The organism is Alsobacter sp. SYSU BS001988 (assembly GCF_054796215.1).
Genome location: NZ_JBTAMK010000003.1, coordinates 23,504 through 47,500 on the forward strand (window position 1 = coordinate 23,504; position 23,997 = coordinate 47,500).

The window sequence follows — 23,997 nt, forward strand, 5'->3', positions numbered from 1 at the left end:
GATCGTGCCGTTAACATCAATATCGGCTGAAGAAGCATCCTTAACGAATTGCATCGGGCGTTTCTGGAATCTTCACAGCAAACATGGTTTACGGCGTGTTCCGCTGCGGCGACCGGATCAGCAAGGCGTTAACCTTGCCCCATGGTGAAGAGTCCCCATCGCCTTCGGCGTAAATCATCCTTCATGCCCTTGCGTGAGACTGCGGCCTGACCCCAGGAGCCCCGAGCCGTGCCGCGTTCGTCCAGACCCTACCGCTTCGAAACGCTCGGCCGGACCGAGCCGCGGCGCTCGCGGCTGGGTCTCCCGCCCGCCTCGGCCCGGGAGGGCGAAGCCGGCGACGCTCGCGCCGAGCGCAGCCCGGGCAGTCCTTTCGGCCCGGCGCAGGGCCATCAGGCGGCGGCCGCGGCCGTGGTGCAGGCGGGGGCGGGGCTCGACCGCGCCTCGGCCGAACTCACCGCCGTGATCAACGACGTCGGGCGCGGCGTGCACGCCATCCTGGGCGTCTGCGAGGACCTCGACGCCGCCATTCACCGCCTCAAGGCGGAAGGCGCGCTGGCGCCCGAAGCGGCCGACCAGCTCTCCGAGAAGGTCGTGCTGCTGTTCCAGGCCTGCGACTTCCAGGATCTCTCCGGCCAGCGGCTCACCAATGTGCGAGGCCTGCTGCAGGAGCTCGACCGGCGCATCGCGACCTGGCGCTTCGGCGCGGGCCCCGAGGCGCAGGCGCTCGCGGCGGCCCGGCCCCGCATTCCCGGCTGGGGCGGCGCCCAGTCGACGGACCTGGAGAACGGTCCGCGCCTCCAGTCCGACGCCGGGCATCTCACGCAGGCCGAGGTCGACCGCCTGTTGTCGTGACGCGCTTCACGGGCCCGGCCGGCCATGCGACAAGGGCGGCCACGCAACGGACCCCGCAGCCGCCATGACCCCCGATCCCGACATCCTCATCCGCCCCGCCGTCGATGCGGACGGACCGGCGCTGGCCGACCTCATCCGCTCCGTCTTCGCCGAATACGAGGACTGCCCCTTCGTTCCGGAGGAGTTCCCCGAACTCGCCGCGCCGGCCAGCGCCTTCGCGGCGCGGCGCGGCGCGATGTGGGTGGCCGAGCGCGGCGGCGCCGTGGTCGGCTCGCTGGCGGTCGCGCCGAACCAGGATCCCGGCGTCTTCGAACTCTTCAAGGTCTATGTCGCCGCCCCGGAGCGCGGCGGCGGGCTTTCCGCGCGGCTGCTGGAGCGCGCGATCGCCTTCGCGCGCGCCGGGGGAGGGCGGCGCATCGCGCTCTGGTCCGACAGCCGGTTCACCCGCGGGCACGCCTTCTACCTGAAGCACGGCTTCCGGCGCGTCGCCGGCGTCCGCGCGCTGCACGACGCCGGCGTCACGCTGGAGTTCGGGTTCGCCCGCGATCTCGACGCCGGGCCGGCCCTGGCCGCGCGAGCGTCATGAAGCCGGCGCTGCGGCACGACCTCTCCTCCGCGCCGATCTGGATGGCGATGGCGGGCGCGATCCTGCTCACCGTCATGGACGCCATCATGAAGGGTCTGTCGGACCGCTTCGCCACCATCGACCTCGTGGCCGGGCGCTACGTCTTCGGCGTCGTCTGGTCCGTCCCGCTCGCCTTCGTCGTGCGCCCGCCCTGGCCGGGGGCCGCCATGCTGCGCGCCCACCTGCTGCGCACCCTGGTGGTCGTGCTCACGGCGCTGTGCTTCTTCTACTCGCTCTCGGTGCTGTCGCTCGTCGAGGCCGTGGTGTTCAGCTATCTCGCGCCGGTCTTCATGGCGCTGCTCGGGCGCGTGATGCTGGGCGAGAAGGTGGCCCCGGCCGTCGCGCTCGCCATCGCCGTGTCGTTCGCCGGCGTGCTGGTGATCGCCGCCGGCAAGGGCCTGGGCGTCTCCACGCTGGGGCGGGACCTGTGGGGCGTGGCGGCGGCGCTCGCGGCGGCGCTGTTCTACGCGCTCGCCATGGTGATGCTGCGGGCGCGCACGTCGAGCGACCACCTGGTCGGCATCGTCGCCCTGCAGAACCTCATCGCGATGGCCTATGTGTTGCCTTTCTCCCTGGCGCTCGGCGATCCCGGCGCGCTGATCGCGGCGCACTGGCCCTGGCTGCTGGCCGCGGGCTTCCTCGGCACGTTCGGCCATCTGTGCTATGCGGGCGCGTTCAAGCGCGCGCCGGCAGCCAAGGTCGGCACGGTCGAATACACCAACTTCATCTGGGCCTCGGCGATCGGCTACATCGCCTTCCGCGAGCTGCCCACCTGGTCGGCCGCCGCCGGCGCCGCGCTGATCGTGCTCGGCTCGCTGATCCTGTTCGTCAAGCGGCGGCCCGCCCCGGCCTGACGGCGATCCTCCGGACGGCCCGCAGCAGGCGGCGGCTCCCGCCGGCGTCGAAGGCCAGCAGGACGGCGCCGTAGACCGCCGCGCCCAGGGCCGCCATGGCGGCCAGGTCGAACCCGGCCGGAAGGCGTGCCCGCGCCGCCTGGATGGCGAGCGCCATCGCGAGCGTCGCGACCGCGATGGCCAGGATCTCTCCGCCGCGGGGAAACATGCGCCGGCTCGTCCGCAGGGCCATCGCCAGCAGCAGGGCGCACCCCGCCGCCATGCCGATGCTGAAGGCGACCGCATAGCCGAGCGCCCCAAAGGGCCGGGACAACGCGGCGCCGGCCGCCAGATTGACGGCCAGCGACACGGCCGCCGGGACCATCAGCGGCAGCGTGCGGCCCGAGATCTGGAACACCGGCGTGAGCCCGAAGGCCATCGCGGCCCAGCAGGCGAGGCCGGGCGCGAGCGCCAGGCTCAGCGTCGCGAAGGGCCCGCGGAAGGACGGCGGCGCGAACACGGCCTCGAAATCCGGCAGCAGGACGGCGTAGCCCACCAGCAGCGGCGCGAGCACGGCGAGGATCAGGGCCATGTTGCGCGCCGCCTGCCGCTCCGCCCGGCGCAAGCCGCGCGTGGCGTGCGCCTGCACGGCGCGCTGGAGCAGCAGCAGGTCCAGCGCCGTGCCCGAGATGGCCACCGCCCTGATGCTGATGTCGTAGGCGAGCGCGAACTGGCCCGCCTCGGCCGACCCGAACTGGGCCGCGATGGCGGCGCGGTTGGCGAAGGCCTGCAGCATGGCGACCGCGCCGGCGGCGACCAGCGGCAGGCCGTAGCGGGCGTAGCGGCGGGCCAGCGCATGATCGGGTCTCCCGGCCGGCGCATCGGGATCGCGCAGCCGGGCGGCGCCGAGCGCCGCCGCGCCGGCCAGGGCGGCCACGCCCGCCGCGAGGGTCCAGGCCGGGTCGCCGGTGAGGGCCGCCGCGGTCCCGACGGCCGCCAGCGCCAGCGCGTTGCGCGAGACGACCAGGAGGGCGTACTCGCCCGTCCGCCAGAGCGCCCGCGCCAGCGCGCCGAAATAGTCGAGCGTCGTCCCCAGCAGGGCCAGAAGCACGGCGAGGCCGGCCACCGCCCCGCCGGTCCACGCCCCGGCGAGGCCCGCCGCGCCGCACAGGCCCGCCCCCGCCGCCGCGACGGCGCCGGCGCACAGCAGCAGGCGGTCCAGGGTGGCCCTGACGTCGGGGGTATCGGTCCGCGCCCGATCGGAGTAAAAGCGGGTCGCCGCGTGCCGGATCCAGTCCAGCGCGGGGATCGTGACGGTCGCCGCGCCCGCGACGGCGACGGCGTAGACCCCGAACGCCTCCGGGCCCAGCAGTCGGGCGACGAGGAGGCCGAGGGCGAAGTTCGCCACGGCGTTGAACAGGAAACTGGCGATCACCGCCATGGCGCCAAGTCCGGTCGGCTCCGCGCGACGCGCGCGTTTCGGGCCACCCTAGTCCGCCGCGGTTAACCAATGGGCCGCGCCGGCGCGTAGCCGCGAAGTTCTCGCTTCGGTTCGTCTTGACAGGTTCGCCTGCGCCTCTTATCTCCACAACGGCCCGGTTGGCACTCCTCCCATGAGAGTGCTAACAGGCCTCCCATTTCGTGCCAGCTTCAGCGCCCCGTGCGCGTCGCCGAGAGGATATCACCATGAAGTTCCGTCCCCTGCACGACCGCGTCGTCGTCCGCCGTCTCGAGTCGGAGGAGAAGACCAAGGGCGGCATCATCATTCCCGACACCGCCAAGGAGAAGCCCCAGGAGGGCGAGATCGTGGCGGCTGGTCCCGGCGCCCGTGACGAGAGCGGCAAGCTCGTCGCCCTCGACGTGAAGGCCGGCGACCGCGTGCTGTTCGGCAAGTGGTCCGGCACCGAGGTCAAGATCGACGGTCAGGACCTCCTGATCATGAAGGAGTCCGACATCATGGGCGTCGTCGCCTGATCGGACTGCCTTTACCCGCCCTTTCCTGAATCCCATTCAAGGAGCATGACGTCATGGCTGCCAAAGACGTACGCTTTTCCTCCGACGCCCGCGAGAAGATGCTGCGCGGCGTGGACATCCTCGCCAACGCCGTGAAGGTGACGCTCGGTCCCAAGGGCCGCAACGTCGTCATCGAGAAGAGCTTCGGCGCTCCCCGCATCACCAAGGACGGCGTCACTGTCGCCAAGGAGATCGAGCTCGAGGACAAGTTCGAGAACATGGGCGCCCAGATGGTGCGCGAAGTGGCCTCGAAGACCAACGACATCGCCGGCGACGGCACGACGACCGCGACCGTGCTGGCGCAGTCGATCGTCAAGGAAGGCGCCAAGGCCGTCGCGGCCGGCATGAACCCGATGGACCTGAAGCGCGGCGTCGATCTCGCCGTGACCGCGGCCCTCGAGGACATCAAGAACCGCGCCCGCAAGGTCGCGTCCTCCGCCGAGGTCGCCCAGGTCGGCACCATCTCGGCCAACGGCGACACCGCCATCGGCGAGATGATCGCCCAGGCGATGCAGAAGGTCGGCAACGAGGGCGTGATCACGGTCGAGGAGGCGAAGACCGCCGAGACCGAGCTCGACGTCGTCGAGGGCATGCAGTTCGATCGCGGCTACCTCTCCCCGTACTTCATCACGAATGCGGAGAAGATGGTCGCCGAGCTCGAGGACCCCTACATCCTCATCCACGAGAAGAAGCTGTCGTCGCTCCAGGCGATGCTGCCGATCCTCGAGGCCGTGGTCCAGACCGGCAAGCCGCTCCTGATCATCGCCGAGGACATCGAGGGCGAGGCTCTCGCCACCCTCGTGGTCAACAAGCTGCGCGGCGGCCTCAAGGTCGCGGCCGTGAAGGCTCCGGGCTTCGGCGACCGCCGCAAGGCGATGCTGGAGGACATCTCGATCCTCACCGCCGGCCAGATGATCGCCGAGGACCTCGGCATCAAGCTGGAGTCGGTCACCCTCAACATGCTGGGCCGCGCCAAGCGGGTCCGCATCGAGAAGGAGAACACCACGATCGTCGACGGCGCCGGCGAGCGCTCCGACATCGAGGCCCGCGTCAACCAGATCAAGGCGCAGATCGAGGAGACCACCTCCGACTACGACCGTGAGAAGCTCCAGGAGCGTCTGGCCAAGCTCGCGGGCGGCGTCGCGGTCATCCGCGTCGGCGGCGCGACCGAGGTCGAGGTCAAGGAGAAGAAGGACCGCGTGGACGACGCGCTCAACGCCACCCGCGCTGCGGTGGAAGAGGGCATCGTTCCTGGCGGCGGCACCGCGCTGCTGCGCGCAAAGGGCGCCGTCTCCAAGCTGAAGTCCGACAACCCGGACGTCCAGGCCGGCATCAACATCGTGATGAAGGCCCTCGAGGCGCCCCTGCGCCAGATCGTCGAGAACGCTGGCGTCGAAGGCTCCATCGTGGTCGGCAAGATCGGCGAGAACCCGTCCGAGACCTTCGGCTTCAACGCCCAGACCGAGAAGTACGTGGACATGCTCGAGGCCGGCATCGTCGATCCGGCGAAGGTCGTCCGCACGGCTCTGCAGGACGCGGCTTCGGTCGCCGGCCTGCTGATCACCACCGAGGCGATGGTCGCCGAGATCCCGAAGGACAAGCCCGCCATGCCCATGGGCGGCGGCGGCGGCATGGGCGGCATGGACTTCTAAGACGTCCATCCGCTCGGTCCTCCGAGACCAGAAACGAAAAGGGCGCCCGCAAGGGCGCCCTTTTTGCGTCGCGGGCCGAGGCCGGCGAACCGGCGGCCTACCAGACCAGCTTGTCGATGGCCGCCGTCGGCCGCACGGGCGCGCTGGAGAGCAGCTTCGCCAGCCCCTCCTCGTGCAGCGGCCTGTCGGCGATGCCCAGTTCGTGCGTGTGGATGCCGCGCGCCACGAACAGCGAGGCGCAGCCGATGAGATGCGCGCCGGCCACGTCCGTGCGCAGCGCGTCGCCGATGGCCAGGATCCGGCTCTCCGGCGTGCGCTCGCGCCGCAGCGAGGCCGCGATGCCCCGGGCCGCCTCGTAGATCGGCCCGTGCGGCTTGCCGGCGTAGACAGCCTCGCCGCCCAGCGCCTGGTAGGCGTCGGCCAGGGCGCCGGCGCAATAGACCAGCTCCCCGCCGCGCTCCACCACCAGGTCCGGATTGGCGCACAGGAAGGTCATGCCGCGCGCGCGGGCCTCCGCCAGCATGCCGGCGTAGTGCTCGGGCGTCTCGTATTCGTCGTGCAGAAGCCCCGTGCAGACGAGCAGGGAGGCGTCCCCGAAGGCGACCCGCTTCGCCGCCAGCCCCTGGAAGAGCGGCTCGTCGCGGTCCGGACCGAGCCAGAAATAGGGTGCGTCGGCGCGCTCCTCCAGCATCGCCCGCGTCACGTCGCCGGAGGTCACCGCCCCGTCCCACGCCCAGCGCGGCACGCCGAGCTGGTCGAGATGCGGCACGACCGAAATGGCCGGCCGCGGCGCGTTGGAGACCAGCACCACCGTGCCGCCGCCCTCGCGGAACCGCCGCAGCGCGTCGGCGGCGCCCGGATGCCCGGTCAGCCCGTCATGCAGCACCCCCCAGATGTCGCACAGGATCAGGTCGAACTGGTCGATCCAGCCGCGGACGCCGGTCAGGATGGGGGTAGGGGGGGTCGATAGGGTCATGGATCACCGGCTGGCGCCGCCTGGCGCAGCGCATCCGGGGGCGGACGGGCGGGCGGGCGATTGCGTGACGCCGATCGCGTCAGGTGGGCGGCTATAGGGCCGGGGGACGCGAGTCAAGGCGCGCGCCCGCGCCTCACGCGCCGTTGGAGCGGCTCAGGAAGGCGCGCAGCGACTGGCGCATCTCGTCCACGTCGCCCGCGGCGGGGCGGGGCGGGGCGGCCGGGCTGGCCGGCGCCAGCGCGCCGTCGGCCCGCCGCGCCGGCGCGGCCGCGATCGCGTTGCCGCCCGCAGGCGGCGCGGAGGGCGCGCGCGCCGCGGGGGCGGGCGCTCCCGGGGCGGGGGACGGCGCCGGGCCGAGCCTCGCAGCCGCCTGGTTCAGGGCGCGGTCGCCCGTGGCGAGCGGGGCGGGCGAACCCGCCGGCGCCCGGGCCGGCCCGGAGGCCGCGGCGGCCATGCGCGCCCGCGCGGTCGTCGGCGGGGCCGGGGAGGCGGCGGGCGGGGGCGCGGCGACCGGGGCGGGCTCGGGCGGCTGGCCCGCCAGCACCTCGGCGCGGACGGGCCGCGGCCCGCCGAAGAGCTCGCCCTTGCCGAGCGTCACGCCGAAATCGGCGAGCTCGGCCATGGTCGACTCCGCGTCGATGTCCTCGACGATCAGGGTCAGCCCATGGCGGGCCATGAGCCCGGCGAGGTCCGCCGGATGGATCTCCGTCGCGACCGCGCCCTCGGCCGCCTCGATCAGCAGCCAGGCCGGCGCGCTCGCATAGCGGAAGCCGCGGTCGAACAGCGCGCGGCTGTCGAGGCCGAGATGATCGAGGCCGTTCGCCGCGAAGCGGAAACCCAGCGCTCGGATGGCCTCCAGACCCTCGATGTCCAGCGCCCCGAGCGCCGCCACGTCGTCCACGCCCAGCTGGAGGAGCAGCCTGCCGACAAGGTCCGGCTCGGTCCGCTTCAGCTCGGCCAGGGCGCGGTAGACCTGCGGGTCGACCAGCGCCTGCGGGCTCAGCGCGCACAGGATGGGCGCGTCGCGGCCCCGGCCCAGCAGGTGCCGGGCGATCTTGGCGATGGTGGCGAGAAGGAACGCGTCGAGCCGCCCGGCGAGGTCGCGCTGCTCGGCCTGGGTCAGGCCGAGGGCCGCGAGCTCGGCGGCGGGCCGTCGCATGAGGCTCATGACCTGCGGCGCGGCGACGACGCGCCCGTCGGCCAGCCGGACCCGCATATGCGCCTCGTAGAGGCTCACCTTGCGGCTGGGCAGGGCCACGATGGGCTGGAGCTGCAGCTCGACGCCGTCCTGCAGGATGGCCCGGGCGACCAGGGCCGCATCCGCGGCGGACAAGCCCGCCGGCCGCTCCGGCTGGCGGCCGTCGGGCGCGGCGAAGGCGGGCGGGGCCGCCGGAATCCGCGCCGCCGGTTCAGGCGCGGCCGCCGCTTCCGCCCAGGCGGCCGCTTCCGTCCGCACGGGGGCGGGGGCGGGCGACGGATGCGGGTCGGCCTTGGCGAACAGCTCGGCGTCGTGCATCGCCACCGTCTGGGCGAGGTCGCGCACCACCGAGCCCACGAGGTCGAGCTCCGACGCCACGGCGTTCACGGTCTTGCGGCTGTACTCCACCATGGCGGTGTCGAGGACGGCCAGCCGATCGCCCATGCCGGCGAGCTCCGCGCGCAGCTCCGCCAGCTGCGCCTCCAGCGCGGCGACCTTGGCCCGGGCCTGCGCGTCGAGCGCACCGCCGCGCCGCCATTGCGCCGCGGTCACGAGGAGCGCCACGGACGAGACCATCCCGGCCAGGGCCGCATAGGGCCATGAGGCGCCCAGCCCCGACCACGCCGCCACCGCGACCGCGAGCGAGACGGCGACGACGCCGCCGAAGATGGCGAGGGGTTCGAGCCTGTCCTTCACGGGATGCGGGTCTTCACGGCTGGCTCGGCTTCATGTTTCGGTTCAACGGCCGCCCGCTTGGCGGCGCGCAAGTCGCGCGAATCGCCCTGCGGCGCCCAGCCGATCTTGCATGGCGAGAGAGTGTCGCATCGGCCCGCCTCGGGAAAGCCGTTTTCCCAGGCAAAGCCGCGTCATGCCCGGCTTTTTTCAGGCTCCGGGCGCCCCCGCCGGGGTCGCCTCCTTGGCCGCGCGCCCTGGCGCGCCTATCTGGAGGGGACAGGCCGCCACGGCGCGGCGATCGCATGAGGAGCCGAGAATGAGCGAAGGCGCGCCCGAAGTCGTGCTGGCCGTGCAGGGGATGACCTGCGGCGGCTGCGCCAATGCGGTGACCCGCGTGGTCAAGAAGATCGATCCCGCGGCCGAGGTGTCGGTCGACCTCGCCAATGCGCGCGTCAACGCCCGCACGAGCGCCGATCCGCACGGCCTCGCCGAGGCGATCACCAAGGCTGGCTACGAGGCCGTCCCGCTGGCGTGACGGTCCAGGGCCGGCGCGTCGCACAATCTTCGAAAACGCTGCGGCGACGCGCCGCAGTTTCGCATCCGCGGCGGCTGCGGCTGCTTTCGCCCGGCAGGCGGCGCTGATACGGTTCCATCGAGAATTCCCCATCTCGCCCGACCGTTCGGAGGCTCCGTTGTCACTCGCTCACGATCACCTGTCCGGCCGCGACGCCGCCCCGAACGACCTCGACGCCTTCTGGCTGCCCTTCACGGCGAACCGCTCCTTCAAGCAGAACCCGCGCATGATCGCGGGCGCGAAGGACATGCACTACATCACCCCCGAGGGCCGCAAGATCCTCGACGGCGTCGCCGGGCTGTGGTGCTGCAACGCCGGCCACGGCCGCTCCCCCATCGTGGAGGCGATCCAGAAGCAGGCGGCCGAGCTCGATTTCGCGCCCACCTTCCAGTTCGGCCACCCCAAGGCCTTCCAGCTCGCCTCGCGCATCGCCGCGCTGGCGCCGGCCGACCTCGACCACGTGTTCTTCGCCAATTCGGGCTCCGAAGCCGTGGACACCGCGCTGAAGATCGCGCTGGCCTACTGGAACGTGAAGGGCCAGGGCTCGCGCACCCGCCTGATCGGCCGCGAGCGCGGCTACCACGGCGTCGGCTTCGGCGGCATCTCGGTGGGCGGCATCGTCAACAACCGCAAGTTCTTCGGCTCGCTGCTGGCCGGCGTCGACCACCTGCCGCACACCTACAACCGGCAGGAGCAGGCCTTCACGAAGGGCGAGCCCGAATGGGGCGCGCATCTGGCCGACGACCTCGAGCGCATCGTCACGCTGCATGACGCCTCCACGATCGCGGCCGTGATCGTGGAGCCGATGGCCGGCTCCACCGGCGTGCTGCCGCCGCCCAAGGGCTACCTCAAGCGCCTGCGCGAGATCTGCGACAAGCACGGCATCCTGCTGATCTTCGACGAGGTGATCTCGGGCTTCGGCCGTCTCGGCTACGCCTTCGCGGCCGAGCGCTACGGCGTGGTGCCGGACATGATCACCTTCGCCAAGGCGGTGAACAGCGGCACCGTGCCGATGGGCGGCGTGATCGCCCGCAAGGGCATCTACGACGCCTTCATGAACGGGCCCGAGAACGCCATCGAGCTCTTCCACGGCTACACCTATTCGGGCCACCCGCTCGCGGCGGCCGCCGGTCTGGCGACGCTCGACCTCTATCGCGACGAGAACCTGTTCGAGCGCGCCAAGGCGATGGAGCCGAAGTGGATCGACGCGATCATGACGCTGAAGGGCCTTCCCAACGTGCTCGACATCCGGGCCGTCGGCATGGTCGGCGCCATCGACCTCGCGTCGCGCCCCGACGCGGTCGGCAAGCGCGCCTTCGAGGCCATGGACCGCGCCTTCCGGGACCATGACCTGATGATCCGCATCACCGGCGAGACCATCGCGGTGACGCCGCCGCTGATCATCTCCGAGGAGCAGATCGGCGAACTCGTGGACAAGCTCGGCAAGGTCATCCGCGCCGTCGCGTAGCGCCCCTCCCCACACGCCCTCGTCCTTCGAGACGCATCGCCCAGGGGCGACGCTCCTCAGGATGAGGGGGCGTTTGCGTGAAACCACCCGTCATCCCCGGCGCGCCGCAGGCGCGGGAAGGGGATCCAGGAGGCCGACGAAGGGCGCCCCTCGCCAACCCTCCTGGATCCCCTTCCCGGCGCTGCGCGCCGCCGGGGATGACGCTTGACAAGCGGCTAATATTCCTATAACTCTGTCCATGCTCTGGTCCACGGAGGGGCGTCTGCAGGCGTGAGGACGTGGACCAGGGGCGGCGGCCGCCGAAGGCCGGGCTCACCACCCGGTTCGAGGCGGCGGACGGAAGACAAGGTCCGACCAGCGAAGCGCGAAGGGGCTGAAAGCGCCCCGGGATCTTCCTTTCATCCTCCAACGCTGCGCGCGGAGCGGCGGGGCCTGGCGGCCTCCCGGCTTCACTTTTCTCTACCCCACTCGCCGTGGGGCCCCCAGCGACGCCGCTCCGCGCCGCCCTCCACCTCCGGGCCGAAAGGCTGCGGAGATAAAGGCGCTTCCTTCTCCCCGGGACGGGGAGAAGGTGGCCCGAAGGGCCGGATGAGGGGCCGAAATCCAGCCAAGCTCCACCGCCCCTCACCCCAGCCCTCTCCCCGTTCCGGGGCGAGGGGGCCGGCTGCGGCCCTTCTCCAACATCCCGGCCCCACCCACCCCGTCATCCCCGGCGCGCCGCAGGCGCGGGAAGGGGATCCAGGAAGGCCGGGCGAAGGACGCCGATGTCCCACCCTCCTGGATCCCTTGCCCGGCGCACCGCGCCGCCTCGGATGACGGCGCTCTTCTCGAGGCCGAGAGGGGCGAGGGACGCGGCGGCGTCTCGGCCGCTTCGGTTCGCCGGCGCGGCGTGCTAAGCCTTCGCGCCGTTCGCGACGGCGGGCGATGCGCCCGCGATGGGAGACCGACCCTTGATGCAAGGATCCAAGCTGAAGCCGCTCGCCGCGGCCGTCCTGGCCGGCGCCGTCGTGGCGGCGATCTTCGGAGCGGTCAGGGACGACCGCGTCGCCCTGGGACTGGCCTTCGTGGGGCTGCTGCTGGCGGGCGCGACCTGGCGGTCGGCGGCCATCTCGGTGTTCCTGCGCATCTTCGTGTCGATCTTCGCGGTGGAGTACATCGTCACCGGCGCGATCGTGTTGCTGGTCCGCGGCCGGCTCTGGCCTGAAGCGATGGCGGACCTCGCCGTACCGTCCAGCCTGCCGGTGACGGTCGGCGTCTTCGGGGTGATCGTGTATCTCGCCTCGCACCTGCATGTGATCCGCACCATCACCCGCATCGCGGACCTCTATTTCGAGACGCGCGAGGTCGGCGTGGCCCGGATCTGGCCCTTCGGCGCGTTCCAGGTGAAGGAGAGCCGCCTCGCCGCGGTCGCCATCGTGTTCCTCGTGGTCGTCAACCAGGCGCAGGTCGGCATCTCGGTGCGCTTGTCCTTCTTCAACCGCGACTGGTTCAACGCCATCCAGGAGAAGAACGCCGCGGCGTTCTGGTCGCTGCTGTTCACCGTCTTCCTGCTCTGGGTGGCGATCTACATCGCGAGCGCCATCGTCGAATATGTCGTCCAGTCCGGCCTGACCATCCGCTGGCGCCGCTGGCTGACCGACCGCTTCGTCACCGAATGGCTGGGCGACCACCGCCACTACCGCATGACGCTCGCCAATATCGGCGCCGACAACCCGGACCAGCGCATCGCGGTGGACATCGACCGCTTCATCGATTCCACCTACAGCTTCTCGATCCGCCTGCTGGCCACGGTCAGCTCGCTGGTGTCGTTCTCCATCATCCTGTGGACGATCTCAGCCGATTTCACGATCCCCGGCACCGACGTGGTGATCCCCGGCTTCCTGTTCTGGGTGGCGCTGATCTACGCCGGCGTCGGCACGCTGATCACCCACCTGATCGGCCGCACGCTGGTGCCGCTCAACTTCACCCAGCAGCGCTACGAGGCCGATTTCCGCTTCTCGCTGGCCCGGCTGCGCGAATATTCAGAGCAGGTGGCCCTGCTGGACGGCGAGCGCGCCGAGCGCGGCATCGTCATGGGCCGGTTCGGCTCGGTGCTGGCCAATTTCTGGCAGATCGTCGGCGTGCGCAAACGCCTGCTCGCCTTCACGGCGTCCTATGGCCAGATCAGCCCGATCATCCCCTATGTGATCGCCGCGCCCTTCTACTTCGCCGGCAAGATCCAGCTCGGCCAAATGAGCCAGACCGCCGGCGCCTTCGGCAATGTCGAGGGAGCGCTCAACTTCTTCGTCAGCTATTATGTCAGCCTGGCGGAGTACAAATCCGTCATCGACCGCCTGACCACGTTCAACGTGGCGCTCGAATCGGCCGGCCAGCTCGGCCACAAGCCGCCCCGCGTCGAAGTCGCCCGGAAGGCCGGCGCGACCGAGGTGCATGTCGACGGGCTCGACCTCGCCCTGCCGGACGGCCGCACCATCGTGAAGGTGGACCGGCTGGCGCTGCGGCCGCATGAGGCGACGCTGCTGACCGGCCCGTCCGGATCCGGCAAGTCGACGCTGCTGCGCGCCATCTCGGGCATCTGGCCCTATGGCGACGGCCGCGTGGTCGTGCCCGAGGGGCAGAGCGTGATGCTGTTGCCGCAGCGCCCCTACATCCCGATGGGCACGCTGCGCGCCGCCGTCACCTACCCGGCCATCAGCGGCGCTTTCACGGACGCCGAGATCCGCGAGGCGCTGACGGCGGCGAGGCTGCCGGCGCTGGTCGACCGCCTCGACGACGAGGACATCTGGCCCCAGCGCCTCTCGGGCGGCGAGCAGCAGCGGGTCGCCATCGCCAGGGCCCTGCTGGCCAAGCCCGACTGGCTGTTCCTGGACGAGGCCACCTCGGCGCTGGACGAACTCGGCGAGGCGGCGCTCTACCGCACGCTGGCCGAGCGCCTGCCCCAGACCACGGTGGTGTCGATCGGGCACCGCTCGACGCTCCTCGCCATGCACAAGCGCCACCTGGCGATGGAGCCGGCCGGCGACGTGTTCACGCCCGAAGAGGCGCCCCAGAAGGCGACGGCCTAGAAGCATGCTGCGAAAAGGTGGAAACCCGCTTTTCGCGCCAAAGCATGCGAGCGCCAGGACACGAGATCATGCCGTGCTTCCGTCGAAACACGGCATGACCTAGCGGCCGAGCAGGCGAGGCGGGGAGGGGAGCGGCGGCCCGGTCGGGCTCAGATCGAGCGCTGGAACCGCAGCTCGCCGCGCTGGCTCTGGATGATCAGGTAGCCGTCCTTGGTGTCCCACAGCTGCGACGTCCGGAAGGCGAGCAGGAACGACCGCTCGAACTCCATCACGCTCTTGTCGCAGGCCTTCTTGGTGGCGGCGATGGGGCCGACGGCGAAGTGCTGCTGCTGCAGCGGATAGGCGGTGGCCGAGAAGGTGTTGCAGCCGCCGAAGCCGCGCGCCCGGAACTGGCCGTCGAGGCTGATGGTCGGGCGCTCGCCGCCGCTGACGCTCTTGCCGCCCATGCTGACGAGCGTCCACTGCACGTCGGTCGGGAAAGTCTTCTGCGGCTTGGGGACGACGACGCCGCCCTCCTGCGGGGGAGCGGGCCGGCCGCCCTTCTGCTGCGCCATCGCCGCGCCATGGCTCGCCACGAGGGCGGCGAGCCCTGCGGCTGCGAAGCCCATGAGGGAGACGGACTGGGCGGACGGCGAACGACGACGCATGATGGACGACCCCTGCTGGAACGGCGGCGGAGCATAGTCACGTCGCCAGCCGCCCGCAATGGCGGCCGGACGGCCCGCCGCGCGACGCCGCCGCGGATCAGGCCGGGCCGATGCGCCGCTCGAGCCGCTCCACCAGCGCGTTGGAGGCGCGGAACACGTAATCGTTCTGGCGCACGGCGACGCGGCTCGCGCCGAGGCCGACCAGCCACTCCGACAGGCCGAAGATCTGCGAGGCCGGGCATTGCAGCGCCGCCACGCCCGCGGCCTCGTCCCGCTGCAGCACGCGCGCCGCGAACCGTTCGGCCGCCTCGCCCGACACGGCGGCGAGCGCCGCCGGCGGGAGGTTCGCCACGACCTCGCGGCTGGTGCGCGCCTCCTCCTCGGCCGCGATGCGGGCCAGGATGGCGCGGGCCGCGCGCCGGGCGCGGTCTCCCCAGGGCGCCGCCGAGGACGCGACCAGGTTGGCCTCGCTCTTCAGCATGACGCCGTCGTCGATGACCTTCAGGGCGTTCGCCGCCAGGGTCGCCCCGGTGGTGGTGATGTCGACGATGAGCTCGGCCGCGCCGGAGGCCGGCGCGCCCTCGGTCGCCCCCAGGCTCTCCACGATGCGGTAGTCGCCGATCCCGTGCTGGGCGAAGAACGCCCGGGTCAGGTTCACATATTTGGTCGCGACCCGCATCTTGTGGCCGTGACGGGTGCGGAACACCGAGGCGACGTCCTCCAGGTCCGCCATCCGGCGCACGTCGATCCAGGCCTGCGGCACGGCGACGACCACATTGGCCGCGCCGAAGCCGAGCGGGGTCAACAGCTCCAGCCGCTGGTCCGCGTCCGGGATGGATTCCCGGATCAGGTCCTCGCCGGTGATGCCCAGATGCGCGCCGCCCTGGGCCAGCTCGCGGGCGATCTCCGACGCCGACAGGAACAGCACCTCCACGTCCGGAACGCCCGCGATGACGCCGCGATAGTCGCGGGCCCCGCGCCCCTGCGACAAGGGCAGGCCGGCGCGCTTGAAGAAGCCGAAGGCGTTCTCCTGCAGCCGTCCCTTGGACGGCACGGCCAGGATCAGGGGGGCGTCCGCCGCCGCGCCGCTCATGATGTCGCTCCTGCGAGGCGGTCGAGCCAGATGGAGCATCCCACCGCCGGGATCGGGTGCGAGGCGCCGAGCGTCTGGATCAGCCCGTCATAGCGGCCGCCGCCGACCACGGGCTTCACGTCCGCGCCGGGGCCGCCGGCCCTGCGCCGTCCGTCGCGGATCTCGAAGACCACGCCGGTGTAGTAGTCGAGGTTGCGCCCGAAGGCGGCCGAGAACGCGAGGGTGGTCACGTCGACCCCGCGCGCCGCGATGAAGCCGGTGCGGGCGTCGAAGGCGTCGAGCACGCGCGACAGATCGAGCCGCGCTTCGGCCGCCAGCGCCCGCATCTGGGCCGAGGCCGCGTCCGGATCGCCCGCGATCGCGGCGAAGCGGCGCAGCACCGCGACGGCCTCCGGGCTGACGCCGCCCTCGGCGTCCGCCTCGGCGCGCGCCAGGAAGCGCTCGGCGATCTCCGCCGCGCTGCGGCCGCCCACGGTCGAGATGCCGGCGATGTTGAGCACGTCCTCCACGAAGGCGCGGGCCGCCCGCGGATCCTGCCCCTGGACGGCGCGCAGGAGCCCGGCGTGCTCGCCGCCCGCGCCCGTCTCCGGGCCGCTCATGTCGGCGACCAGCGCCGCCGCGAGCTGGCCCTGCGCATAGGCGCGCCGGAGCTGCCGCACGCGGACCGGCGGCAGGGCGAGCCCGTCCAGCAGGGCGGTGAAAAGGCCGACGTCGCCGAGCCGGATCTCGGGCTGGGCGAGCCCCATCGCCAGCACGGCCTCATGCGCCAGGGCCAGGACCTCGGCGTCGGCGGCCTCGATGTCGGGCCGGCCGTAGGATTCGATGCCGGCCTGCCAGAACTCGCCGCTCTCGCCGGCGCGCAGCCGGAACACCGGGCCGCCATAGGAGAGCGCCGCCGGCTCCGCCGCCCCCGGCGAGGCGAGGTAGGCCCGCGCCACCGGGATCGTGTATTCGGGCCGCAGCGCCCATTCGCGCCCCGCCGCGTCCGTGGTGACGAACATGCGGGCCCTGATGTCCTCGCCCGAGAGGTCCAGGAACACGTCGGCCGGCTGTAGCACCGGCGGCTCGACCCGGCCGTATCCGGCGGCGGCGAACTGCGCCGCGAGGGCGTCGGCCAAGTCCTGAGGCGTGCGGTGCATGTCCCTGTCCTGCGCGGGCTTTCGGCGTTCCCATAGCAGGAGCGCCCGCCCCGCGCGACCCCGTTCGGTCGCGAGGGTGAACGCTCGCCTGAGAACCGAGCTGGTCCGGGAGCCGCGTCAGCGAGCGCTAGCGCCAGCGCGTCGCGGGCCGGATCGTGGAGGGGTCGATCCGGGACGCATGGGGCGCGATGGCGCGCAGCATGGTCTCCAAGAACTCCGCAGTCAGCAGCCGGGGGGTCAGCCCCAGCGCCTTCAGGCAGTTCGCAACGGGATTGTAATAGTGCTCCGCCGCCTCCGAACGGGGATTGGCCAGGCGTTCCGTCGTTATCGGGAGTCCCAACCGCGCGGCGCTTTCCGCGACCAGCTCCGCCAATGCCGCGATCGAGAACACCTGCGTGAATTGGTTGAACACGCGGTACTCGCCGGGCCGAGCGGGGTGGCGCGCCGCGATCTCGACGCAGTCGAGCACGTCGCGGATATTGATGAAGCCGCGTTTCTGCGCGCCCGCCCCATAGATCGTCAGCGATGATCCGGCTGCCGCCTGCACGCAGAAGCGGTTCAGGGCGGTGCCGAAGACCGCGTCGTAATGAAAGCTGCCTCCCTGCTCGGAATCGGGTCCCGTTTCGTCGGTCTCGATCCCGTAGACGACGCCCTGGTTCAGGTCGGTGGCCGCGAGCCCCCAGGCCGCACAGGCGAAGCGCATGTTGTGGCTGTCATGAACCTTGGACAGGTGATAAAAACTCCCCGGCTGAGACGGGAATGGCAGTCGATCGCGCCGGCCCTTGTGTTCGATGTCGATGAAGCCTTCCTCGATGTCGATGTTCGGCGTGCCGTACTGGCCCATGGTGCCGAGCTTGATCAAATGGGCGTGCGGGCAGGCCTCGCGCATTCCCCAAAGCAGGTTCAGGGTTCCGACGACGTTGTTGGTCTGCGTCAAAGCGGCTCGTTCGACGCTCATCATCGAAAAGGGGGCGGACGGCTGCTCGGCGAAGTGAATGATGGCGTCGGGACGCCAACTTCGCAGCACGTGCGCCAGGGCGGGATAGTCGCATAGGTCGCAAAGGACGGTCTCGATCGGCGCTCCGCCCCTGTCGCGCCATCGCGCCGCGCGCTCTCTGAAATCCAAAGTCGGGAAGAGCGGAAAAGCCCCGACCTCCTGCTCCCAGCGACGCTTCACGCCGCTGTCCAAGGCCAGCACGTCGTCGCCCCGAACGGAGAACCGCAGCGCGGTGGGCCATCCCAGATATCCGTCAGCCCCGAGGATCAGGACGCGCAAGCGATCGCTCCGGCTTTGGGTCTTCGGGCCAGCGGACGCCCGATCTGGTCGCGCAGGTCGAACCTGTCGACGAACCACTGAAAATCGAATTTGAGGTTGGACTTCAGAAAAGCCCGGCGGGACCAGACGTCGCTCTCGGCCACCAGCGTCAGCGCCTTGCGAAAATGGCGCGGATATTTGAGCGCGTAATAGCGCACCATCTCCAGGCTCGCAGTCTCCGAGAGATAGCACAGACCGAAGCGCAGATTGTTATGGACGAGGTTCAGGCGCGCCCTGGCCAGGAACGCATCCCTGGCGCCCTCGCCCTTGAACCGATGCGTCACGCGCAGCTTCGGCGCGCAGGCCACCTCCGCCCCGCTCAGCCAGGCTCGAACGCTGAATTCCGGCTCGGCCGCGCCATAGACGCGCATGCCCTCGTCATAGCCCCCGATCCGATCGAAGAGTGCGCGGGTCAGGCCGGTCGCGGCGGCGGACGCGATCTGGACGTCGTGTCCGGCGGCCGGGGGGGCCGCGTTCCAGAAAGTCCCCATGTGGGGCGTCACGAGACGGCAGCCATAGGCGGTGGCGCCGCTCTCCGCGTCCACGATCGAACCAGCCGCAATCCGGTCGCCGCCGGCCGCCTCCATCAGCGCGATGTCCCAACCGGCCTCGAGGCTGACATGCCCATCGGTCATCAGCAGCAGTTCGCCGCGCGAATGCGCCACGCCCAGGTTCCGCGCCCGAGGAACGCCGAGCCTGGTCTTTGACCGGACCACCCGAACGGCCACTCCGGAGCAGACCGGCGCGAGCGTCCTACAGCAGCCGTCCCGGGAGACGTCGTCCGCGATGACGATCTCCACGTCTGCTCCCGAACGGCGTCCCTCGACGATGGACTGGACCGTGTTCGCCAACCCGGGCCCCTCGTTTCGGGCCGGAATGACGACGCTGATCATTTCGTCGCTTTCTTGCCGGGCTCGAGCTTGAGGAAGCTTCTGAGATTTTCGGCGAAAGCCCTGTCCACCAGAGACCGCTCGAAGAGCTCGATGATGCGTTCCTTCTCGATCTGGTCGAGGCGGGTCGGCGGGTCGCCGCTGCCGTGGAACGACCCCTTCCGCGTCACCGTGATCGTGATCGGATTGGTGGTCTGCATCGGACCAAGAGGGTTCTTCGGAAAGCGGATCAGGAGGTCGGCGCTCGACAGGGCCTGGATGTCTTTCGCCGTCAACGCATGCTTCGCGGCCAGCTTCTTGGGGCTGTCGCGAAGGAGTTGCAGGTCGGCAGGATCACTGGCGATCTTACGAAGCAGGTCACGCAACTTCGGCATGGTCACCTCCACCTTCAGATTATCCGAAGGTAGAAGCAAAGCCGAAAGATATCAATTATTAGCCGCCGTGGCGGGCCAGGACCTTGCGGACGGCGGCGACGATGTCGGCCTCGGAGGCTGCGAACTGGGCCTCGTGCTGCTCCTTCAGATAGGCGGCCCGGTCGCCGCTGGCGCCGGCGATCTCGGCGCCGAGGACGAGGTCCTTGACCTGGATCTCGCCCCGGGCCCGCTCGTCGGAGCCCTGGATGACGACGCAGGGGCTGCCCCGCCGGTCGGCGTATTTCATCTGGGCCTTCATGCCCGAGCCGCCGAGATAGAGCTCGGAGCGCACGCCGGCCTGGCGCAGCGTGGCGACGAGGCCCTGGTAGTGGGCGATCTGGTCCCGGTCCATCACCAGCACCACGACGGGGCCGCGGGCCGCCTTGTCCTCGACCTTGCCGAGATGCTTCAGCGCGGCCAGGAGCCGCGACACGCCGATGGAGAAGCCCGTCGCCGGCACGGGCTCGCCCCGGAAGCGCGCCACGAGGCCGTCATAGCGCCCGCCGCCCGCCACCGAGCCGAAGCGAACGGGGCGGCCGTCCTCGTCCTTGACCTCGAAGGTCAGCTCCGCCTCGTAGACCGGGCCGGTGTAGTATTCGAGGCCGCGCACGACGGAGGGGTCGATGATTACCCGGCCGTCGTCATAGCCGCCGGCCGTGACCAGGGCGGCGATGTCGGCGAGCTCCGAAACGCCTTCCGCGCCCCGCGCGGCGTCGCCGACCACGTCCCGCAGCGCCGCGATCGTGTCGGCCGCCGCGCCGCGCGAGGCCGACGTGAAGTCCAGCACCCGCGCGATCGCGTCCTCCGGCAGGCCCGCGCCCTTGGTGAAGTCGCCGCTCGGGTCCATGCGCCCCGGCCCCAGCAGGGCGCGCACGCCGTCGGGGCCCACCTTGTCCAGCTTGTCGATGGCGCGCAGCACCGTGAGGCGGCGACCGGCGTTCTCGTCGCCGGCGAGGCCGATCGCCTCCAGCACGCCGTCCAGCACCTTGCGGTTGTTCACCCGCACCACATACTGGCCGCGCGGCACGCCCACCCGCTCCAGCGTGTCCGCCATCAGCATGGCGGCTTCCGCGTCCGCGGCCACCGACGGCGCGCCCACCGTGTCGGCGTCGAACTGCATGAATTGCCGGAAGCGGCCCGGGCCGGGCTTCTCGTTCCGGAACACCCAGCCGCAGCGATAGCTGCGATAGGGCTTCGGCAGCGCGTCGAAGCGCTCCGCCACCGAGCGGGCCAGCGGCGCGGTGAGGTCGTAGCGCAGCGACAGCCACTGCTCGTCGTCGTCCTGGAACGAGAACACGCCCTCATTCGGGCGGTCCTGGTCGGGCAGGAACTTGCCCAGCGCCTCGGTGTATTCGACGAAGGGCGTCTCCACCGCCTCGAAGCCGTAGAGCTCGAAGGTCTCGCGGATCGCGCGCAGCATCTCGTCGGTGGCGGCGACGTCGGCCGGGCCGCGGTCAGCGAAGCCGCGCGGCAGCCGCGCTTTCACGCGTGCGGGTTTGTCGGAGGAATTGGACATGGTCGCGCCTGGTCACCGGAGGGCATCCGGGGCGTCCTAGAGCATTTTCGCCCGCAGCGGTATCCGCTCCGGCGAAAAACCGTCCCCGGCTCAGCGCCAGTCGACGTCGCTCCACTCTTCGAACATGTGGTCGATGCTCTGCTGGTCGTTGCCCTCGCCGGGCGCGGCCGGGCCGTCGGCGACCAGCTCGTCGGAGCCGGCGGGCGCATAGTCGACGAGATTCGGGATCTCGCGCGTGCCCAGCTTGGAGGCGAGGCGCGACATGCGGCGCTCCAGCGTGTGCAGCGCGGACTGGATGCGGCGGGTGCGCTGGGTGGTCAGGTCCTGGAACGCGCAGGCCAGGAAGATCGCCGTCATCTTCTCGGCGACGAAGGCCTGGTAGGCCGCGGGATCGAGATCCTTGGCGGCGATCACCTCCTCGGCGGCGCTCATGATGGCGTTCGCGGAGCGTTCCGCTCCCTCGATGATGTAGTCCGCCTCGCGGATGGCGGCCGGCAGGCGGTCCTTCGCGATTTCGTTGGCGCCGAGCTGGGCGATCTCCCGCCGCACGAAGCGTAGGTAATCGGCCGCGGCGTTCAGCTCGCGCATCAGCGGGACGCGTGTCCCGGCGGGCTCGCCGATCAGCGCTTCGAGCGGCCTCATCGGCCGGCCGGATGGGCGGCCGCCGCGTCCGGGGGAGGCTGGCGCCGGGGTAGGCCGTGATGCGCTGTCGCTCATGTCTGCTCTCGTGACGTCGACGGAGTGCGGGGCGCCGTGACTCGGGCCATGGTCCGGGCCCGGATGGTCACAGGCCGCAGACGGCCTCGATCTTGGCCTTCAGGGTCTGGGCGTTGAACGGCTTCACGATGTAGCTGCTCACGCCGGCTTTCTTGGCCGCGATGACGTTGTCGGTCTTGGATTCCGCCGTCACCATGATGAACGGCATGTCCTTCAGCGCGTCGTCGGCGCGCACCGACTTCAGAAGGTCGTAGCCGGTCATCGGCTCCATGTTCCAGTCGGAGATCACCAGGCCGTATTGGCGCTGCTTGAGCTTCGACATGGCCTGCTGGCCGTCGGCGGCGTCGTCGACGTCCTCGAAGCCGAGCTGCTTCAGGAGATTGCGGATGATGCGGATCATCGTCTGGTAGTCATCCACCACGAGGATCGGCATCGACGTTTCGAGGCCCATGGATTGGTCTCCCTGAAGCGCCTAATCGGTAAGATCGGCGTTCACATTTATCAGGTCCGGCGCGCCGGCTCCCTGGTTGAAATTACGCCATTGCAACTTTCGATCGCGTTAACGGAGCCGCTCGGAGACGGCGAAGCTGAAAGTCGAATAGGCGTGGGCGCGGCGCGGTCCCTAGACTGGACGGGACGCCCCCGCCGCGTTCGCGCTCTCGCCCCCGAGGCGCCGCCCATCCTCCCGGAAGCAAGCCATGGCTCTGCGCACCTTCACGTTCGATGAACTCCAGGTCGGAATGCGGGAGACGCTCCTGCGTACCGTCATGGAGACCACCGTCAACCAGTTCGCCGAAGTCTCAGGCGACGTGAACCCGATCCACCTCTCCGACGACTATGCGGCGACCACCCGCTTCGGCCAGCGCATCGCGCACGGCATGTTCACCGCCAGCCTCATCTCGGCCGTGATCGGGACGCGCCTGCCGGGACCCGGCGCGGTCTATCTCTCGCAGACGCTGCGCTTCCTCGCGCCGGTGCGCATCGGCGAGGTCGTGGCGGCCGTCGTCGAGGTCGCCGAGATGGTCGAGAAGGGCCGGCGGGTCCGCCTCGAATGCCACTGCCTCGTCGACGGCAAGCCGGTGCTGGAGGGCGAGGCCTGGGTGATGGTGCCCGGCGCGCGGCGGGCCGAAAGCGCCGGGACCGCCGCCGCCTATTGACCGGGCGGGGCCTGCACGCCAGTTTGCGCGCGCTTCCGGCGGGCGGTCCGCCGGCGAGAATCGCGCAACGCGCCCCGAGCCGACATGCCTGACGCGCCCCCCGCCGCTCCCGGCTCCCCCGACGCCCGCGTCGCCGGCCCTCGCGCCTTCGCGGTGTCGCGCGGCGCGGCGCCTCCGCCCGCCGCCCTGGCCGGCGCCGTGGCGGCGATCGGCAATTTCGACGGCGTCCATCTCGGCCACCGCGCCGTCATCGGCCGCGCCGAGGCGCTGGCCCGATCGCTCGGCCGCCCGGCCTGCGTGCTCACCTTCGAGCCGCATCCGCGCGCCTATTTCCGGCCTGGCGAGCCGCTCTTCTCGCTCACCCCCGAGCCCGTGAAGCTGGCGCTGCTCGACCATTTCGGGCTGGACGGCGCGATCGTGGTCCCGTTCGACGCCGTCATGGCGGCCACCTCTGCGCACGACTTCCTGGCCGACCTGCTGGTCGGGCGTCTCGGCCTTTCGGGCGTCGTCGCCGGCTACGACTTCCATTTCGGCCACGACCGCGAAGGCGCGCCCGCCTTCCTGCTGGAGCATGGGCGCGCGCTGGGCCTCGCCGTCGAGATCGTGGAGCGGCTCGCCCTGCAGGGCGGCCCGGTGTCCTCGACGGCGGTCAGGCGGGCCCTGGCGGAGGGCGACGTCGAGCAGGCGGCGCGGCTGCTGGGCTATCGCTGGGTGGTGCGCTCCACGGTCCAGCACGGCGACAAGCGCGGCCGGACGCTGGGCTATCCGACCGCCAATTTGCGCATGACGCCCGGCTTCGGCCTGCGCCACGGCATCTACGCGGTCCGGATCGCGGTGGACGGCGTCGTCCATGACGGCGTCGCCAGCTATGGCCGCCGCCCCACCTTCGACGACGGCGCGCCCCTGCTGGAGGTCCATCTGTTCGACTTCGCGGGCGACCTCTACGGCAGGACGGCGGACGTCGAGTTCGCCGCCTGGATCCGCGGCGAGGAGAAGTTCGCGTCCGCCGACGCCCTGATCGCCCGCATGGACCAGGACAGCGCCGCGGCCCGGGCCGCCCTGGCGCGGGCTCAGGACGTCCCGGCCCCCTCCGTGCTGCCTCTGCGTCCGTGAGGGCGGAAAACGTCGGCGGCCCTTTCTTCCCGCCGCCTGCGCTGCTAGAACGCGGCCCATGAACGC

At 71.1% G+C, this 23,997-nt stretch carries 22 protein-coding genes; 10 read left to right on the forward strand and 12 right to left on the reverse strand.

Annotated features, from left to right (window positions below; all coding sequences use genetic code 11):
• The first annotated feature begins 228 nt into the window (after positions 1-228).
• The 3 genes from ACYVO7_RS07200 (at position 229) to ACYVO7_RS07210 (ending at position 2,331) form a co-directional block, all read left to right on the forward strand.
• Positions 229-852 carry a hypothetical protein gene (locus tag ACYVO7_RS07200; protein WP_460449160.1) on the forward strand — a complete coding sequence of 208 codons (624 nt, stop codon included), beginning with the start codon at positions 229-231 and terminating at the stop codon, positions 850-852.
• Between the two features lie 64 nt (positions 853-916).
• Positions 917-1,438, forward strand: coding sequence for a GNAT family N-acetyltransferase (locus ACYVO7_RS07205; protein ID WP_460449161.1), 522 nt, complete (start codon positions 917-919; stop codon positions 1,436-1,438).
• The gene (locus ACYVO7_RS07210) at positions 1,435-2,331 is read left to right on the forward strand and encodes a DMT family transporter (protein WP_460449162.1); all 897 of its coding nucleotides are present in this window, start codon (positions 1,435-1,437) and stop codon (positions 2,329-2,331) included. Before ACYVO7_RS07205 ends, ACYVO7_RS07210 begins: the two co-directional genes overlap by 4 nt.
• Here ACYVO7_RS07210 and ACYVO7_RS07215 read toward each other — a convergent pair.
• Positions 2,306-3,751, reverse strand: coding sequence for a lipopolysaccharide biosynthesis protein (locus ACYVO7_RS07215; protein ID WP_460449163.1), 1,446 nt, complete (start codon positions 3,749-3,751; stop codon positions 2,306-2,308). The two genes, ACYVO7_RS07210 and ACYVO7_RS07215, sit on opposite strands and share 26 nt — an antisense overlap.
• A gap of 245 nt (positions 3,752-3,996) precedes the next feature.
• On the opposite strand from ACYVO7_RS07215, the gene groES reads away from it, so the two are divergent.
• On the forward strand, positions 3,997-4,284 hold the full coding sequence (gene groES, locus ACYVO7_RS07220) for a co-chaperone GroES (protein ID WP_460449164.1): 288 nt from the start codon (positions 3,997-3,999) through the stop codon (positions 4,282-4,284).
• Positions 4,285-4,337: 53 nt separating this feature from the next.
• Positions 4,338-5,975, forward strand: coding sequence for a chaperonin GroEL (groL, locus tag ACYVO7_RS07225; protein ID WP_460449165.1), 1,638 nt, complete (start codon positions 4,338-4,340; stop codon positions 5,973-5,975).
• A 97-nt stretch (positions 5,976-6,072) separates the two neighbouring features.
• Here groL and ACYVO7_RS07230 read toward each other — a convergent pair whose 3' ends face one another.
• Both ACYVO7_RS07230 and ACYVO7_RS07235 read right to left on the reverse strand, forming a co-directional pair.
• A complete protein-coding gene (locus tag ACYVO7_RS07230; RefSeq protein WP_460449166.1) occupies positions 6,073-6,951 on the reverse strand; it encodes a TIGR01459 family HAD-type hydrolase in 879 nt (292 codons plus the stop codon).
• 133 nt (positions 6,952-7,084) lie between these two features.
• Positions 7,085-8,845: an EAL domain-containing protein gene (locus ACYVO7_RS07235; protein ID WP_460449167.1), complete on the reverse strand. Its 1,761-nt coding sequence runs from the start codon at positions 8,843-8,845 to the stop codon at positions 7,085-7,087.
• Positions 8,846-9,140: 295 nt separating this feature from the next.
• Between ACYVO7_RS07235 and ACYVO7_RS07240 the strand changes: the two genes are divergently transcribed.
• From ACYVO7_RS07240 to ACYVO7_RS07250, 3 genes are all read left to right on the forward strand, one after another.
• Positions 9,141-9,359, forward strand: coding sequence for a heavy-metal-associated domain-containing protein (locus ACYVO7_RS07240; RefSeq protein ID WP_460449168.1), 219 nt, complete (start codon positions 9,141-9,143; stop codon positions 9,357-9,359).
• Positions 9,360-9,516: 157 nt separating this feature from the next.
• Positions 9,517-10,866: an omega-aminotransferase AptA gene (aptA, locus tag ACYVO7_RS07245; RefSeq protein WP_460449169.1), complete on the forward strand. Its 1,350-nt coding sequence runs from the start codon at positions 9,517-9,519 to the stop codon at positions 10,864-10,866.
• Between the two features lie 953 nt (positions 10,867-11,819).
• The gene (locus tag ACYVO7_RS07250) at positions 11,820-13,931 is read left to right on the forward strand and encodes an ABC transporter ATP-binding protein/permease (RefSeq protein WP_460449570.1); all 2,112 of its coding nucleotides are present in this window, start codon (positions 11,820-11,822) and stop codon (positions 13,929-13,931) included.
• 149 nt (positions 13,932-14,080) lie between these two features.
• Here the strand turns inward: ACYVO7_RS07250 and ACYVO7_RS07255 are convergent, their stop codons facing one another.
• The 9 genes from ACYVO7_RS07255 to ACYVO7_RS07295 all read right to left on the reverse strand — a co-directional run bounded on the left by ACYVO7_RS07255 (position 14,081) and on the right by ACYVO7_RS07295 (position 22,112).
• A complete protein-coding gene (locus ACYVO7_RS07255) occupies positions 14,081-14,578 on the reverse strand; it encodes an META domain-containing protein (protein ID WP_460449170.1) in 498 nt (165 codons plus the stop codon).
• A gap of 97 nt (positions 14,579-14,675) precedes the next feature.
• A complete protein-coding gene (gene hisG, locus ACYVO7_RS07260) occupies positions 14,676-15,671 on the reverse strand; it encodes an ATP phosphoribosyltransferase (RefSeq protein ID WP_460449171.1) in 996 nt (331 codons plus the stop codon).
• Positions 15,668-16,810 (reverse strand): ATP phosphoribosyltransferase regulatory subunit, encoded by a 1,143-nt coding sequence (locus ACYVO7_RS07265; RefSeq protein ID WP_460449172.1) that lies wholly within the window; start codon positions 16,808-16,810, stop codon positions 15,668-15,670. The genes hisG and ACYVO7_RS07265 overlap by 4 nt, the downstream gene beginning before the upstream one ends.
• A gap of 127 nt (positions 16,811-16,937) precedes the next feature.
• Positions 16,938-18,164, reverse strand: coding sequence for an NAD-dependent epimerase/dehydratase family protein (locus ACYVO7_RS07270; protein ID WP_460449173.1), 1,227 nt, complete (start codon positions 18,162-18,164; stop codon positions 16,938-16,940).
• A complete protein-coding gene (locus ACYVO7_RS07275; RefSeq protein ID WP_460449174.1) occupies positions 18,074-19,018 on the reverse strand; it encodes a glycosyltransferase in 945 nt (314 codons plus the stop codon). The genes ACYVO7_RS07270 and ACYVO7_RS07275 overlap by 91 nt, the downstream gene beginning before the upstream one ends.
• Complete coding sequence (locus tag ACYVO7_RS07280; protein ID WP_460449175.1) at positions 19,015-19,389, reverse strand: hypothetical protein; 375 nt, start codon at positions 19,387-19,389, stop codon at positions 19,015-19,017. Before ACYVO7_RS07280 ends, ACYVO7_RS07275 begins: the two co-directional genes overlap by 4 nt.
• Before the next feature lie 58 nt (positions 19,390-19,447).
• Positions 19,448-20,944, reverse strand: a complete 1,497-nt coding sequence (gene hisS, locus ACYVO7_RS07285) for a histidine--tRNA ligase (protein WP_460449176.1) — start codon at positions 20,942-20,944, stop codon at positions 19,448-19,450.
• 90 nt (positions 20,945-21,034) lie between these two features.
• Positions 21,035-21,586 (reverse strand): hypothetical protein, encoded by a 552-nt coding sequence (locus tag ACYVO7_RS07290; protein ID WP_460449177.1) that lies wholly within the window; start codon positions 21,584-21,586, stop codon positions 21,035-21,037.
• A 142-nt stretch (positions 21,587-21,728) separates the two neighbouring features.
• Positions 21,729-22,112, reverse strand: a complete 384-nt coding sequence (locus ACYVO7_RS07295; RefSeq protein WP_460449178.1) for a response regulator — start codon at positions 22,110-22,112, stop codon at positions 21,729-21,731.
• A 247-nt stretch (positions 22,113-22,359) separates the two neighbouring features.
• Between ACYVO7_RS07295 and ACYVO7_RS07300 the strand changes: the two genes are divergently transcribed.
• Both ACYVO7_RS07300 and ACYVO7_RS07305 read left to right on the forward strand, forming a co-directional pair.
• Positions 22,360-22,818 (forward strand): MaoC family dehydratase, encoded by a 459-nt coding sequence (locus ACYVO7_RS07300; protein WP_406856541.1) that lies wholly within the window; start codon positions 22,360-22,362, stop codon positions 22,816-22,818.
• Positions 22,819-22,902: 84 nt separating this feature from the next.
• Positions 22,903-23,931, forward strand: a complete 1,029-nt coding sequence (locus ACYVO7_RS07305; RefSeq protein WP_460449179.1) for a bifunctional riboflavin kinase/FAD synthetase — start codon at positions 22,903-22,905, stop codon at positions 23,929-23,931.
• Positions 23,932-23,997: the final 66 nt, after the last annotated feature.